This window comes from Superficieibacter sp. 1612_C1 (assembly GCF_015234305.1).
Classification (GTDB): Bacteria; Pseudomonadota; Gammaproteobacteria; order Enterobacterales; family Enterobacteriaceae; genus Superficieibacter.
Map to the genome: position 1 here is coordinate 19,142 of NZ_JADGMI010000004.1, position 14,320 is coordinate 33,461.

At 52.6% G+C, this 14,320-nt stretch carries 11 protein-coding genes; 2 read left to right on the forward strand and 9 right to left on the reverse strand.

Annotation, left to right across the window (positions count from 1 at the left end):
- Window positions 1-33: 33 nt before the first annotated feature.
- Both INT84_RS14220 and INT84_RS14225 read left to right on the forward strand, forming a co-directional pair.
- Window positions 34-339, forward strand: coding sequence for a PTS sugar transporter subunit IIB (locus tag INT84_RS14220; protein WP_049842128.1), 306 nt, complete (start codon window positions 34-36; stop codon window positions 337-339).
- 4 nt (window positions 340-343) lie between these two features.
- Window positions 344-661 (forward strand): PTS lactose/cellobiose transporter subunit IIA, encoded by a 318-nt coding sequence (locus INT84_RS14225; protein WP_194207312.1) that lies wholly within the window; start codon window positions 344-346, stop codon window positions 659-661.
- 122 nt (window positions 662-783) lie between these two features.
- Here INT84_RS14225 and rpoC read toward each other — a convergent pair whose 3' ends face one another.
- The 9 genes from rpoC to tuf form a co-directional block, all read right to left on the reverse strand.
- Entirely contained in the window at window positions 784-5,007 is a 4,224-nt protein-coding gene (gene rpoC, locus INT84_RS14230) for a DNA-directed RNA polymerase subunit beta' (protein ID WP_176916992.1), read from the reverse strand.
- Between the two features lie 75 nt (window positions 5,008-5,082).
- Window positions 5,083-9,111, reverse strand: coding sequence for a DNA-directed RNA polymerase subunit beta (gene rpoB / locus INT84_RS14235; RefSeq protein WP_194207313.1), 4,029 nt, complete (start codon window positions 9,109-9,111; stop codon window positions 5,083-5,085).
- 321 nt (window positions 9,112-9,432) lie between these two features.
- The gene (rplL, locus tag INT84_RS14240) at window positions 9,433-9,798 is read right to left on the reverse strand and encodes a 50S ribosomal protein L7/L12 (RefSeq protein WP_049842133.1); all 366 of its coding nucleotides are present in this window, start codon (window positions 9,796-9,798) and stop codon (window positions 9,433-9,435) included.
- A 66-nt stretch (window positions 9,799-9,864) separates the two neighbouring features.
- Window positions 9,865-10,362, reverse strand: a complete 498-nt coding sequence (rplJ, locus tag INT84_RS14245; RefSeq protein WP_015966390.1) for a 50S ribosomal protein L10 — start codon at window positions 10,360-10,362, stop codon at window positions 9,865-9,867.
- 293 nt (window positions 10,363-10,655) lie between these two features.
- Window positions 10,656-11,360: a 50S ribosomal protein L1 gene (gene rplA / locus INT84_RS14250; RefSeq protein ID WP_194207314.1), complete on the reverse strand. Its 705-nt coding sequence runs from the start codon at window positions 11,358-11,360 to the stop codon at window positions 10,656-10,658.
- Window positions 11,361-11,363: 3 nt separating this feature from the next.
- Complete coding sequence (gene rplK, locus INT84_RS14255; protein WP_176919487.1) at window positions 11,364-11,792, reverse strand: 50S ribosomal protein L11; 429 nt, start codon at window positions 11,790-11,792, stop codon at window positions 11,364-11,366.
- A gap of 157 nt (window positions 11,793-11,949) precedes the next feature.
- Window positions 11,950-12,495, reverse strand: coding sequence for a transcription termination/antitermination protein NusG (gene nusG, locus INT84_RS14260; protein WP_002438628.1), 546 nt, complete (start codon window positions 12,493-12,495; stop codon window positions 11,950-11,952).
- A gap of 1 nt (window position 12,496) precedes the next feature.
- Window positions 12,497-12,880, reverse strand: a complete 384-nt coding sequence (secE, locus tag INT84_RS14265) for a preprotein translocase subunit SecE (protein WP_003033128.1) — start codon at window positions 12,878-12,880, stop codon at window positions 12,497-12,499.
- Window positions 12,881-13,123: 243 nt separating this feature from the next.
- Window positions 13,124-14,308 carry an elongation factor Tu gene (tuf, locus tag INT84_RS14270; protein WP_194207315.1) on the reverse strand — a complete coding sequence of 395 codons (1,185 nt, stop codon included), beginning with the start codon at window positions 14,306-14,308 and terminating at the stop codon, window positions 13,124-13,126.
- Window positions 14,309-14,320: the final 12 nt, after the last annotated feature.

A 14,320-nucleotide genomic window follows, 5' to 3' on the forward strand; every position in this document is an offset into this window, starting at 1 on the left:
TGATTAAGGACCAAGGAACATTGAGGGCTAGTTATGAAGAACATCGTTTTATGCTGCGCTGCCGGTATGTCCACCAGCATGTTGGTTCAACGTATGAAGGATGCAGCTCAGAAGAAAGGGGTCGAGGTGTCGATCAAGGCTGTGCCAGTCGCTGAATTTAATGACAATATTGCCGATGCTGATATCGTTTTGCTGGGGCCACAGGTGAAATACGAGCAGGCAAAATTACAGGCACAGGCCGATCCGCTGGGCAAAAAAGTCGCGGTTATCGATATGATGGATTACGGCATGATGAAAGGTGATGTCGTACTTGAGAAAGCCCTCAAGCTAATGGAGTAATGTTGTGGAAGATTTAGAAACGATCATTATGGAGCTGTTGGTGAACGCTGGCGCGGCACGTAGCCAGGCATTGACGGCGCTACAGCTGGCGCGTAAAGGCGACTTTACCGGCGCAGAGCAGGCGATGGAAGAATCCCGTGAATACGTTAAGCATGCGCATAAAATCCAGACGCAGCTTATCGGTATTGATGAAGGGGCTGGCAAACTGCCGGTCAATCTGATCACCGTCCACTCTCAGGATCACCTGATGAACGCCATGGTGATTCAGGATCTGGCGGGCGATATGATTGAATTGTACCGTCGTTTGCCGCTGGTGAATTAACGACGTAATCAACAGATGTAAAAAAACCCGCCGAGGCGGGTTTTTTGTTATCGAATAACGCTACGCTTCCACAATCTGCAATCATCAGGCCCGGCAGGCAAAAACCCGCCGGGCTTTAACGATTACTCGTTGTCAGAACCGCCCAGACCTGCGTTCAGCAGTTCTGCCAGGCTGGCAGACGCATCTTCCGCAGTCACCTGCGGTGCAGCTGGCAGTTCGCCCGCTGCGCGACGGCGCATACGATCCTGGTGGTACGCATAACCGGTACCCGCCGGGATCAGACGACCCACGATAACGTTCTCTTTCAGGCCACGCAGTTCGTCGCGTTTGCCCGCAACGGCTGCTTCGGTCAGGACACGCGTGGTCTCCTGGAACGATGCGGCAGAGATGAACGATTCGGTTGCCAGAGACGCTTTGGTGATACCCAGCAGATCGCGAGCATAGGTTGCTGCGATTTTGCCATTCGCTTCCAGATCGCGGTTGGCAATCTTGACGCGGGAGTATTCTACCTGCTCGCCTTCCAGGAAGTCGGAGCTACCGGCATTTTCGATGGTCGCTTTACGCAGCATCTGACGAACGATAACTTCAATGTGCTTATCGTTAATCTTAACGCCTTGCAGACGGTAAACGTCCTGTACTTCGTTGGTGATGTAACGCGTTACCGCGTGTACGCCACGAAGACGCAGGATGTCGTGCGGCGCTTCCGGACCGTCGGAAACCACGTCACCACGTTCTACACGTTCACCTTCAAACACGTTGAGCTGACGCCATTTCGGGATCATCTCTTCGTACGGATCGCTACCATCTAACGGGGTGATAACCAGACGACGTTTACCTTTGGTTTCTTTACCGAAGGAGATGATACCGCTGATTTCCGCCAGAATAGCTGGCTCTTTCGGACGACGAGCTTCGAACAGGTCGGCAACGCGTGGCAGACCACCGGTGATGTCCTTGGTACCGCCGGATTCCTGCGGAATACGCGCCAGGGTGTCACCAGAACTGATCTGAACGCCATCTTCCAGCTGCACAATTGCTTTACCCGGCAGGAAGTACTGAGCCGGCATGTCGGTGCCAGGGATCAGAACATCGTTACCGTTAGCATCAACGATTTTCAGCGCCGGACGCAGGTCTTTACCACCTGCGGTACGTTCCGCAGAGTCCAGTACCACCAGCGAAGACAGGCCGGTCAGTTCGTCGGTCTGACGGGTGATGGTCTGACCATCAAGCATGTCAGTGAAACGAATGAAACCTGCTACTTCGGTGATAACCGGCATGGTGTGCGGATCCCAGTTTGCTACGGTCTCGCCGCCAGCAACCTGCTCGCCATCACCCTTCGCCATAACCGCACCGTAAGGTACTTTATAGCTCTCTTTGGTACGACCGAATTCGTCGATCAGTTTCAGCTCGGTGTTACGGGAGGTCACTACCAGTTTACCGCTGGAGTTCACAACCGACTTCGCGTTGCTGAGCTTGATGCTACCTTTGTTTTTCACCTGGATGCTGGATTCAGCAGCCGCACGAGATGCCGCACCACCGATGTGGAACGTACGCATCGTCAGCTGTGTACCCGGCTCACCGATAGACTGTGCCGCGATAACGCCGATAGCCTCACCTTTGTTGATGATGTGGCCACGCGCCAGGTCACGACCATAGCAGTGCGCACAAACACCAAAGTCGGTGTCACAGGATACAACGGAACGCACTTTGACGGAGTCAACGGAGTTCTCTTCCAGCAGGTCACACCACTGTTCGTGCAGCAGCGTGTTGCGTGGAACCAGAATGTCCGCGGTACCCGGCTTCAGAATATCTTCTGCGGTCACACGACCCAGTACGCGATCGCGCAGCGGCTCTTTAACGTCACCACCCTCGATAACCGGGGTCATGGTGATGCCTTCCAGCGTGCCGCAATCGTCTTCGGTCACAACCAGATCCTGCGCAACGTCAACCAGACGACGCGTCAGATAACCGGAGTTCGCGGTTTTCAGTGCGGTATCCGCCAGACCTTTACGCGCACCGTGCGTGGAGATGAAGTACTGGAGTACGTTCAGACCTTCACGGAAGTTCGCGGTGATCGGCGTTTCGATGATGGAGCCATCCGGCTTCGCCATCAGACCACGCATACCTGCCAGCTGACGAATCTGTGCCGCAGAACCACGCGCACCGGAGTCGGCCATCATGTAGATGCTGTTGAAAGAAACCTGCTGCTCTTCTTCACCGTCACGGTTAATCACGGTTTCAGTTTGCAGGTTATCCATCATCGCTTTGGATACACGATCGTTCGCCGCAGCCCAGATATCGATAACTTTGTTGTAACGTTCGCCGGCGGTTACCAGACCAGACTGGAACTGCTCCTGGATCTCAGCAACTTCAGCTTCCGCTTCAGAGATGATCTCGTGTTTTTTCTCCGGGATGACCATGTCATCGATACCAACGGATGCACCTGAACGCGCTGCATAAGCAAAGCCGGTGTACATCGTCTGGTCCGCAAAAATAACGGTCGGTTTCAGGCCCAGAATACGGTAGCAAGTGTTCAGCATTTTGGAGATCGCTTTCTTGCCCAGCGCCTGGTTGACGATGGAGAAAGGCAGACCTTTCGGTACGATCATCCACAGAATCGCACGGCCAACGGTCGTGTCTTTCAGGCTGGTTTTCGCAACGAATTCGCCGTTTTCATCTTTTTCGTATTCAGTGATACGCACTTTTACACGCGCATGCAGAGAGGCCAGGCCAGCGCGATAAATACGCTCAGCTTCTTTCGGGCCAGTCAGCACCATGCCTTCGCCTTTGGCGTTAACACAGTCACGGGTCATGTAGTAGAGACCCAGTACAACGTCCTGAGACGGAACGATGATAGGTTCGCCGTTCGCCGGAGACAGAATGTTGTTGGTAGACATCATCAGCGCACGCGCTTCGAGCTGGGCTTCCAGCGTCAGCGGTACGTGAACAGCCATCTGGTCACCATCGAAGTCGGCGTTATAGGCCGCACACACCAGCGGGTGCAGCTGGATAGCTTTACCTTCGATCAGTACCGGTTCAAATGCCTGGATACCCAGACGGTGCAGTGTTGGTGCACGGTTCAGCAGTACCGGGTGTTCGCGGATCACTTCGTCGAGGATATCCCAAACGACAGCTTCTTCACGCTCAACCATTTTCTTCGCGGCTTTGATAGTGGTGGCGAGGCCACGCAGTTCCAGCTTGCCGTAAATGAACGGTTTGAACAGCTCCAGCGCCATTTTCTTCGGCAGACCGCACTGATGCAGACGCAGGTATGGACCGACGGTGATAACAGAACGACCGGAGTAGTCAACACGCTTACCGAGCAGGTTCTGACGGAAGCGACCCTGTTTACCTTTGATCATGTCGGCCAAAGATTTCAGAGGACGTTTGTTAGAACCAGTGATCGCACGACCGCGACGACCGTTATCCAGCAGGGCGTCAACCGCTTCCTGGAGCATACGTTTTTCGTTGCGTACGATGATGTCCGGCGCAGCCAGATCCAGCAGACGTTTCAGACGGTTGTTACGGTTGATAACGCGACGGTACAGATCGTTCAGATCTGACGTTGCGAAACGACCACCATCCAGCGGAACCAGCGGACGCAGATCTGGCGGCAGAACCGGCAGAACGGTCAGGATCATCCACTCCGGCTTGTTGCCAGACTGTACGAACGCTTCCAGCAGCTTGATACGCTTGGTCAGCTTCTTACGCTTGGTTTCGGAGTTAGTTTCGTTCAGCTCTTCACGCAGCGTTTCACACTCTTGCTCCAGATCCATGCTCTTCAGCAGGGCCTGGATAGCTTCCGCACCCATCTTCGCGTCAAATTCGTCACCGAACTCTTCCAGCGCGTCCAGATACTGCTCTTCAGTCAGGATCTGTTGACGTTCCAGATTGGTCATACCGCCTTCGATAACCACATAAGATTCAAAGTACAGTACGCGTTCGATATCACGCAGCGGCATATCGAGCAGCAGACCGATACGGGACGGCAGCGATTTCAGGAACCAGATGTGCGCAGTCGGAGAGGCCAGCTCGATGTGGCCCATACGCTCACGGCGCACTTTAGTCTGGGTCACTTCAACGCCGCACTTCTCACAGATCACACCGCGGTGTTTCAGGCGCTTGTACTTACCGCACAGGCACTCGTAATCTTTTACTGGCCCAAAAATACGGGCGCAGAAAAGGCCGTCACGCTCAGGTTTGAACGTACGGTAGTTGATGGTTTCTGGCTTTTTAACTTCACCAAAAGACCATGAACGGATCATGTCTGGCGAGGCCAGAGCAATTTTGATCGCATCAAACTCTTCGGTTTTAGTTTGCGCTTTCAGAAACTTTAATAAGTCTTTCACGGATTTGCTCCCGTCGGAGTTAGCACAATCTGGTGCTGGCGGTTACACCAGCACCAGTGACCTGTTGAGCGAGAGTTACTCGTCTTCCAGCTCGATGTTGATACCCAGCGAACGGATCTCTTTCAACAGTACGTTGAAGGATTCCGGCATGCCCGGTTCCATCTGATGGTTGCCGTCCACGATGTTTTTATACATCTTAGTACGACCGTTCACGTCATCAGACTTAACGGTGAGCATTTCCTGCAGGGTGTATGCTGCGCCATAAGCTTCCAGCGCCCACACTTCCATCTCCCCGAAGCGCTGACCACCGAACTGCGCCTTACCACCCAGCGGCTGCTGAGTAACCAGGCTGTAAGAACCGGTAGAACGCGCGTGCATCTTGTCATCAACCAGGTGGTTCAGTTTCAGCATGTACATATAGCCGACGGTAACCTGGCGTTCGAACTGCTCGCCGGTACGACCGTCGAACAGTGTGATCTGACCGGAAGTCGGCAGGCCACCCAGCTGTAACAGTTCCTTGATTTCAGACTCTTTCGCACCGTCGAAGACCGGCGTTGCGATCGGCATGCCTTTTTTCAGGTTTTCAGCCAGACGCAGAACTTCTTCATCGCTGAAGGTGTTCAGGTCAACTTTCTGACGCACATCAGCGCCCAGATCGTAGGCACGCTGGATGAATTCGCGCAGTTTGGCGACTTCCTGCTGCTGTTTGAGCATGGCGTTAATCTTATCGCCGATACCTTTCGCAGCCATACCCAGGTGAGTTTCCAGGATCTGACCGATGTTCATACGAGACGGTACACCCAGCGGGTTCAGCACGATGTCTACCGGCGTACCGTTAGCGTCGTGAGGCATATCTTCGATCGGGTTGATCTTGGAGATAACACCTTTGTTACCGTGACGACCTGCCATCTTGTCACCAGGCTGGATCCGACGTTTAACCGCCAGATAAACCTTAACGATTTTCAGCACGCCCGGTGCCAGATCGTCGCCCTGAGTGATTTTACGGCGTTTCGCTTCGAGTTTTTTCTCGAACTCGTGTTTCAGTTCATCGTACTGCTCAGCCAGCTGTTCCAGCTGATTTTGTTTCTCTTCGTCGGTCAGGCCGAGTTCCAGCCAGCGATCGCGCGGCAGTTTGTCGAGCTTCTCAGCTTCAACGCCACCGGCAACCAGCACCGCGTAGATACGACTGAACAGGCCAGCTTCGAGGATTTGTAGTTCTTCAGACAGGTCTTTTTTGGCCTGTTTGAGCTGCATCTCTTCGATTTCCAGCGCACGTTTGTCTTTTTCCACGCCATCACGGGTAAAGACCTGAACGTCGATGATCGTACCGGAAACACCGTTTGGTACGCGCAGAGAAGAGTCTTTAACGTCAGACGCTTTCTCACCGAAGATTGCACGCAGCAGCTTCTCTTCTGGGGTCAGCTGGGTTTCACCTTTCGGCGTTACCTTACCAACCAGAATGTCGCCACCGGTCACTTCTGCACCAATGTAAACGATACCGGATTCATCCAGTTTGGAGAGCGCAGCTTCACCCACGTTCGGGATATCAGCGGTGATCTCTTCTGGCCCCAGCTTGGTGTCACGGGACACACACGCCAGTTCCTGAATATGGATGGTGGTGAAACGGTCTTCCTGAACAACACGCTCGGATACGAGGATGGAGTCTTCGAAGTTGTAACCGTTCCACGGCATGAACGCCACGCGCATGTTCTGACCCAGCGCCAGTTCACCGAGGTCGGTGGACGGGCCATCTGCCAGCACGTCGCCGCGCTCGATTGGCTCACCCAGAGACACACACGGCATCTGGTTGATACAGGTGTTCTGGTTAGAACGGGTGTATTTGGTCAGGTTATAGATGTCGATACCCGCTTCGCCCGGATACATCTCATCTTCGTTAACTTTGATAACGATACGGGATGCATCGACGTACTGTACGGTACCGCCACGCTTAGCAACTGCCGTAACACCGGAGTCAACGGCAACAGCACGTTCCATACCAGTACCAACCAGCGGCTTATCAGCACGCAGAGTTGGAACGGCCTGACGTTGCATGTTCGCACCCATCAATGCACGGTTGGCGTCATCGTGCTCCAGGAACGGGATCAGGGACGCACCGACGGATACCACCTGCTGAGTGGATACGTCCATGTAGTCAACCTGATCGCGGCTGAACAAGCTGGATTCGCCTTTGCTACGGCAGGTAACCAGATCTTCTACAAAGTGGCCTTCGTCATCCAGGTTGGAGTTCGCCTGAGCGATAACGTAGTTGCCCTCTTCGATAGCAGACAGGTAGTGAATTTCGTCGGTTACGACACCGTCAGTCACTTTACGATACGGAGTCTCGAGGAAACCGTATTCGTTAGTCTGTGCGTACACGGACAGGGAGTTGATCAGACCGATGTTCGGACCTTCAGGCGTTTCGATAGGACATACGCGACCGTAGTGTGTCGGGTGTACGTCTCGAACTTCGAAGCCTGCGCGTTCACGGGTCAGACCGCCTGGGCCGAGTGCGGAGATACGACGTTTGTGCGTAATCTCAGACAGCGGGTTGTTCTGGTCCATAAACTGAGACAGCTGGCTGGAACCAAAGAACTCTTTCACTGCCGCAGAAATCGGTTTGGCGTTGATCATATCCTGAGGCATCAGGGTATCCAGATCGCCTAAAGACAGACGCTCTTTCACCGCACGCTCAACACGTACCAGGCCAACGCGGAACTGGTTTTCCGCCATTTCGCCTACGGAACGGATACGACGGTTGCCGAGGTGGTCGATGTCATCGACTTCGCCGATACCGTTACGGATACCGATGAGTTTTCTCATGACTTCGATGATGTCGTCTTTGCTCAGGATACCAGAGCCTTCGATTTCATCGCGCAGCAGAGAACGGTTGAACTTCATACGACCTACCGCAGACAGATCGTAGCGGTCTTCAGAGAAGAACAGGTTCTCGAACAGGCTTTCAGCGGCTTCACGTGTCGGCGGCTCACCAGGGCGCATCATACGGTAGATTTCTACCAGTGCGCTCAGGCGATCGTTAGTTGGGTCGACGCGAATCGTTTCAGAAATATACGCACCGTGATCCAGATCGTTGGTGAACAGCGTTTCAATACGCTTGTGACCAGCCTGGCTCAGCTTAGCCAGCAGATCGAGGCTTAGCTCCATGTTTGCCGGGCAGATCAGCTCACCAGTGGATTCGTCAACGTAGTCTCTGGCCGCAACTTTACCTGCGATATACTCAACCGGAACTTCGATATGCTTGATATCGTCTTTTTCCAGCTGGCGAATATGGCGCGCAGTAATACGGCGAGCTTTTTCGACGTAGATTTTGCCATTGGCTTCAATGTCAAAGGAGGCGGTTTCGCCGCGCAGGCGTTCCGGCACCAGTTCCATTTGCAGCTTGTTGTCGCGAATTTCGAAGACAACTTTCTCAAAGAACAGGTCAAGGATCTGCTCAGTGGTGTACTGCAATGCACGCAGAATGATGGTTGCAGGCAGTTTACGACGACGGTCGATACGGACAAACAGGTTGTCTTTCGGATCGAATTCGAAGTCCAGCCAGGAACCACGGTAAGGAATGATACGCGCGTTATACAGCACTTTACCCGAAGAGTGGGTTTTGCCTTTGTCGGAGTCAAAGAAGACGCCTGGGCTACGGTGCAACTGAGAAACGATAACACGCTCAGTACCGTTGATAACAAAGGTACCGTTATCGGTCATGAGCGGAATTTCGCCCATGTACACTTCTTGTTCTTTAATATCTTTAACGGTGCCTTCCGGCGCTTCACGCTCGTAGATCACCAGACGCAGTTTTACGCGCAGCGGTGCCGAATAGGTCACGCCACGGATCTGACATTCCTGCACGTCAAATACTGGCTCGCCCAGGCGATAGCTGACGTACTGTAGCTCAGAATTACCGCTATAGCTGGCAATCGGGAATACGGAACGGAAAGCTGCTTCCAGACCATACTGCCCTTCAGGATCTTGCTCGATAAACTTCTGAAACGAGTCAAGCTGGATGGAAAGGAGATAAGGAATGTCCAGAACCTGCGGACGCTTTCCAAAATCCTTACGAATACGTTTTTTCTCGGTATAGGAGTAAACCATTAGGGTTCCTCAGCTCGCTGACAAGTCGACCCACGCTGCCCAGCAAAGGGGCAGTTTATGCAACACTATTTTGTTGACCGGAAAATGGAACACTTTCCGCAATGCCTGTTGCTATCACGCTTAAACCATTTCATTGCGATTTACACAGAACAGACGCTCTGTCGCAGTATATTAAGGCGTCGATAGAAACAAGCATTGTCAGGACAACCAGTAGTCAAACAGTGTGAAATGCTACTAGTGCCTTACAGCGCAAAAAGGCTGGTGACTAAAAAGTCACCAGCCATCAGCCTGATTTCTCAGGCTGCAACCGGAAGGGTTGGCTTATTTAACTTCAACTTCAGCGCCAGCTTCTTCCAGAGATTTTTTCAGTGCTTCAGCGTCATCTTTGCTCACGCCTTCTTTCAGAGCGGCCGGAGCAGATTCTACCAGGTCTTTAGCTTCTTTCAGGCCCAGACCAGTTGCGCCACGTACTGCTTTGATTACTGCAACTTTGTTCGCGCCAATACCTTTCAGAATTACGTCGAACTCAGTTTTTTCTTCAGCAGCTTCAGCCGGGCCAGCAGCTACAGCTACAGCGGCAGCAGCAGAAACACCGAATTTTTCTTCCATTGCAGAGATCAGTTCTACAACGTCCATTACGGACATAGCGGATACTGCTTCAATGATTTGATCTTTAGTGATAGACATTTAAATTGTTCCTGAAAATCAGAATAAGTTTATACGTAAGCAGATGCTTGATAAAGATAGTGGCGATTAGGCCGCTTCTTTCGCATCGCGTACAGCAGCCAGAGTACGAACCAGTTTGCCAGCCGAAGCTTCTTTCATGGTTGCCATCAGGCGTGCAATTGCTTCTTCGTAGGTCGGCAGGGTTGCCAGGCGATCGATTTGCGATGCCGGGATCAACTCACCTTCAAAGGCTGCGGCTTTGACCTCAAATTTTGCATTCGCTTTCGCGAACTCTTTGAACAGACGAGCAGCAGCGCCCGGGTGTTCCATAGAGTATGCAATCAGGGTCGGACCAACAAACGCATCTTTCAGGCACTCGAACTGAGTACCTTCAACAGCACGACGCAGCAGGGTGTTACGAACAACACGCATGTATACGCCAGCTTCGCGACCTGCTTTACGCAGTTCAGTCATTTTGTCTACAGTCACGCCACGGGAATCCGCAACTACTGCAGACAGCGCGCCTTTGGCTACTTCGCTGACTTCAGCAACAATCGCTTGTTTGTCTTGAAGATTTAAAGCCATTAGCTTTGCTCCTGGATGTTTGCCAGAGCTCATGCTCTGGAACTCACTTCACTCTCCCCAACGGAAAGAGCGTCTTAATACGGTGAGCAGAAACAAGCCAGAGTATCAGAAATAATCTTAGCGTTCTGTCACCGTCTACGCAGGGGATTAAGTCTCTTACGAAACTCCTGCGGTCTTCGACGGAGGCCTGGATAGGCCAGGCTCCAACGAACAAATCTGTTGTCCCCTAACCGAGGTTAGAGGAATCGTGGGCGAAGATTGTAGACAAATCCACCGCCCACGTAAAGCTAATCTTAGTTCGCGGAAGCGCTCAGACCAGCTTGATCAACGGCAATGCCAGCACCCATGGTGGTGGAGAGGCTAACTTTCTTGATGTACACGCCTTTCGCCTGAGTCGGTTTGGCTTTTTTCAGCGCAACCAGCAGGGATTCCAGGTTTTCTTTCAGTTTGTCAGCGTCAAAATCCACTTTACCGATGGTGGTGTGGATGATGCCGTTTTTGTCGTTACGATAACGAACCTGACCTGCTTTAGCGTTCTTAACCGCTTCAGCAACGTTCGGGGTTACGGTACCGACTTTCGGGTTAGGCATCAGGCCACGCGGACCCAGAACCTGGCCCAGCTGGCCAACAACGCGCATTGCATCCGGAGAAGCAATAACAACGTCAAAGTTCATTTCGCCTTTTTTGATCTGGTCAGCCAGATCTTCCATACCTACCAGTTCAGCGCCGGCAGCTTTAGCAGCTTCAGCGTTTGCGCCCTGGGCAAATACGGCTACGCGAACGGAACGGCCAGTACCGTGCGGCAGTACAGTTGCACCACGTACGTTCTGGTCAGATTTACGCGCGTCGATGCCGAGGTTAACGGCAACGTCTACGCTTTCTACGAACTTAGCAGTCGCCAGTTCTTTCAGCAGAGAGATAGCTTCATTGATGTCATACTGTTTAGTTACATCAACTTTCTCACGGATCACACGCATGCGCTTGGTCAGTTTAGCCATTTCTTAATCCTCCACTACCAGGCCCATGGAACGTGCAGTACCTTCAATTGAGCGAGTCATCGCTTCAACATCGGCACCAGTCATGTCGGCAGCTTTGGTCTGCGCGATTTCCTGCAACTGAGCGCGGGAAATTTTACCTACTTTGTCTTTGTTCGGCTTGCCGGAACCAGACTTGATACCAGCGGCTTTCTTCAGCAGAACTGCTGCCGGAGGCGTTTTGGTAATGAAGGTGAAAGAACGGTCAGCGTAAACGGTGATAACAACCGGAATCGGCAGACCTTTTTCCATAGAATCTGTTTTTGCGTTGAACGCTTTGCAGAATTCCATGATGTTCACGCCCTGCTGACCCAGTGCTGGACCAACCGGCGGACTCGGGTTTGCCATACCAGCTGCAACCTGCAGCTTGACGTAGGCTTGTACTTTCTTAGCCATTCTAAATTCCTCGAATTGGGTTATAGCGCCTTTATGCAAGGCTCCCCGTGATAAATATCGTTTTACGGGCTATGCCCATAAAAACAAAAGGCGCGAAATTGTATGTCAATTTCGCGCCCTGTGCAACGATTAAATCGTCGCTTTTTTGATCGCCCGCTTACGCTTTTTCGACCTGCGCAAAGTCCAGTTCTACCGGGGTCGCACGACCAAAGATAGAAACGGACACTTTCAGACGAGACTTCTCGTAGTCCACTTCTTCAACCACACCGTTGAAGTCAGCAAACGGACCATCGCTAACCCGAACCATTTCACCCGGCTCGAACAGCGTTTTCGGACGCGGTTTATCGCCAACCTGTTGCAGGCGGTTCATGATCGCATCAACTTCTTTGTCGCTGATTGGCGCAGGACGGTCAGAGGTGCCACCGATGAAACCCATTACGCGCGGTACGCTACGCACCAGGTGCCAGCTCGCGTCGTTCATCACCATCTGGACCAGCACGTAGCCTGGGAAGAATTTGCGCTCGCTTTTGCGACGCTGGCCGCCACGGATTTCGACCACTTCTTCGGTCGGGACCATGACTTCACCAAACAACTCTTCCATATTGTGTAATTTGATATGCTCACGCAGCGAAGTCGCTACGCGGCCTTCAAAACCGGAAAACGCCTGAACGACGTACCAGCGCTTTTTAGGAGCTTCAGACATCTCAGAACCTCAGGCCAGTGATAAAGGATACCAGGCGGACCAGAATACCATCCAGCCCCCACAGGATCAGCGACATGACAGCAGTCACTGCAGCCACGATTAACGTAGTGTGTAACGTTTCCTGACGAGTTGGCCAAATCACCTTACGGACTTCGGTTCTCGCTTCGCGGGCAAAAGCAACGGTCGCCTTGCCTTTCGTTGTCAACAGCGCGACACCACCCGCTGCAGCAATAAGAATTACTACTGCCAGCGCGCGTAGCGGCAGCATCATGTCACGATAAAGATAGTTGCCGACGATAGCTACGAGGAGCAATACAGCAACAACCACCCACTTCATCGCTTCCAGGCCGCGCCCGCTCCCTTGAGCTTCGGTATTCGCACTCATAAACCAACCTGTCATCAGAATTCAGACAAACATTTTCACCCCGCGTAAGCGAGGCGAGCCAAACCGAAATGCGCTGCTGCGTTTCGGTGCTATATACTTCCTCAAACGCCCTCTACAGAGCCTGTCTCAGCAATGATTATGACTTAAAAAATCACTGATGAGCCAGGTTCTGGTTCGAAAGCGTGCAAAAAGGGCATCAAATGATGCCCTTTTATTGCGCATTGCGTCAAATGTTATCAGCAATTAACCGAGAACTTTAGCAACAACGCCCGCGCCAACGGTACGGCCGCCTTCACGGATTGCGAAACGCAGACCGTCGTCCATCGCGATCGGGTGGATCAGGGTAACAACCATTTTGATGTTGTCGCCCGGCATTACCATCTCTACGCCTTCCGGCAGTTCGATGGTGCCAGTCACGTCAGTTGTACGGAAGTAGAACTGCGGACGGTAGCCTTTGAAGAACGGAGTATGACGGCCGCCTTCATCTTTGGACAGGATGTACACTTCGGATTCGAATTTGGTGTGCGGCTTGATTGAACCCGGCTTAGCCAGTACCTGGCCACGCTGGATTTCTTCACGCTTGATACCACGCAGCAGAACACCACAGTTCTCGCCTGCACGACCTTCGTCCAGCAGTTTGCGGAACATTTCAACGCCGGTACAGGTGGATTTCGCAGTATCTTTGATACCAACGATTTCAACTTCTTCACCCACTTTGATGATACCGCGCTCTACACGACCGGTAACAACGGTACCACGGCCGGAGATGGAGAATACGTCTTCGATCGGCAGCAGGAACGGCTTGTCAATCGCACGCTCTGGTTCCGGGATGTAAGAATCCAGGAAGCCTGCCAGTTCGATGATTTTTTCTTCCCACTCTGCTTCGCCTTCCAGCGCTTTCAGAGCAGAACCACGAACGATCGGCGTGTCGTCGCCCGGGAAGTCGTACTGGGACAGAAGTTCACGAACTTCCATTTCTACCAGTTCCAGCAGCTCTTCGTCATCAACCATGTCGCATTTGTTCAGGAACACGATGATGTACGGAACGCCTACCTGACGACCCAGCAGGATGTGCTCACGGGTCTGCGGCATCGGGCCGTCAGTCGCAGCAACAACCAGGATCGCGCCGTCCATCTGCGCAGCACCGGTGATCATGTTTTTAACATAGTCGGCGTGGCCCGGGCAGTCTACGTGCGCGTAGTGGCGAGTCGGGGTGTCATATTCAACGTGAGAAGTGTTGATGGTGATACCACGAGCTTTTTCTTCCGGCGCGTTATCGATCTGGTCGAATGCGCGAGCAGCACCGCCGTAGGTTTTAGCCAGTACGGTGGTGATTGCAGCGGTCAGAGTAGTTTTACCATGGTCAACGTGGCCGATAGTACCGACGTTGACGTGCGGTTTTGTACGTTCAAATTTTTCTTTAGACACGGCTATATTCCT

Coding starts and splice junctions, on each gene's coding strand:
- rpoB (WP_194207313.1), bottom strand. CDS start 9,111: ATGGTTTACTCCTATACCGAGAAAAAACGTATTCGTAAGGATTTTGGA.
- secE (WP_003033128.1), bottom strand. CDS start 12,880: ATGAGTGCGAATACCGAAGCTCAAGGGAGCGGGCGCGGCCTGGAAGCG.
- rplA (WP_194207314.1), bottom strand. CDS start 11,360: ATGGCTAAACTGACCAAGCGCATGCGTGTGATCCGTGAGAAAGTTGAT.
- rplL (WP_049842133.1), bottom strand. CDS start 9,798: ATGTCTATCACTAAAGATCAAATCATTGAAGCAGTATCCGCTATGTCC.
- INT84_RS14220 (WP_049842128.1), top strand. CDS start 34: ATGAAGAACATCGTTTTATGCTGCGCTGCCGGTATGTCCACCAGCATG.
- nusG (WP_002438628.1), bottom strand. CDS start 12,495: ATGTCTGAAGCTCCTAAAAAGCGCTGGTACGTCGTTCAGGCGTTTTCC.
- rplJ (WP_015966390.1), bottom strand. CDS start 10,362: ATGGCTTTAAATCTTCAAGACAAACAAGCGATTGTTGCTGAAGTCAGC.
- rplK (WP_176919487.1), bottom strand. CDS start 11,792: ATGGCTAAGAAAGTACAAGCCTACGTCAAGCTGCAGGTTGCAGCTGGT.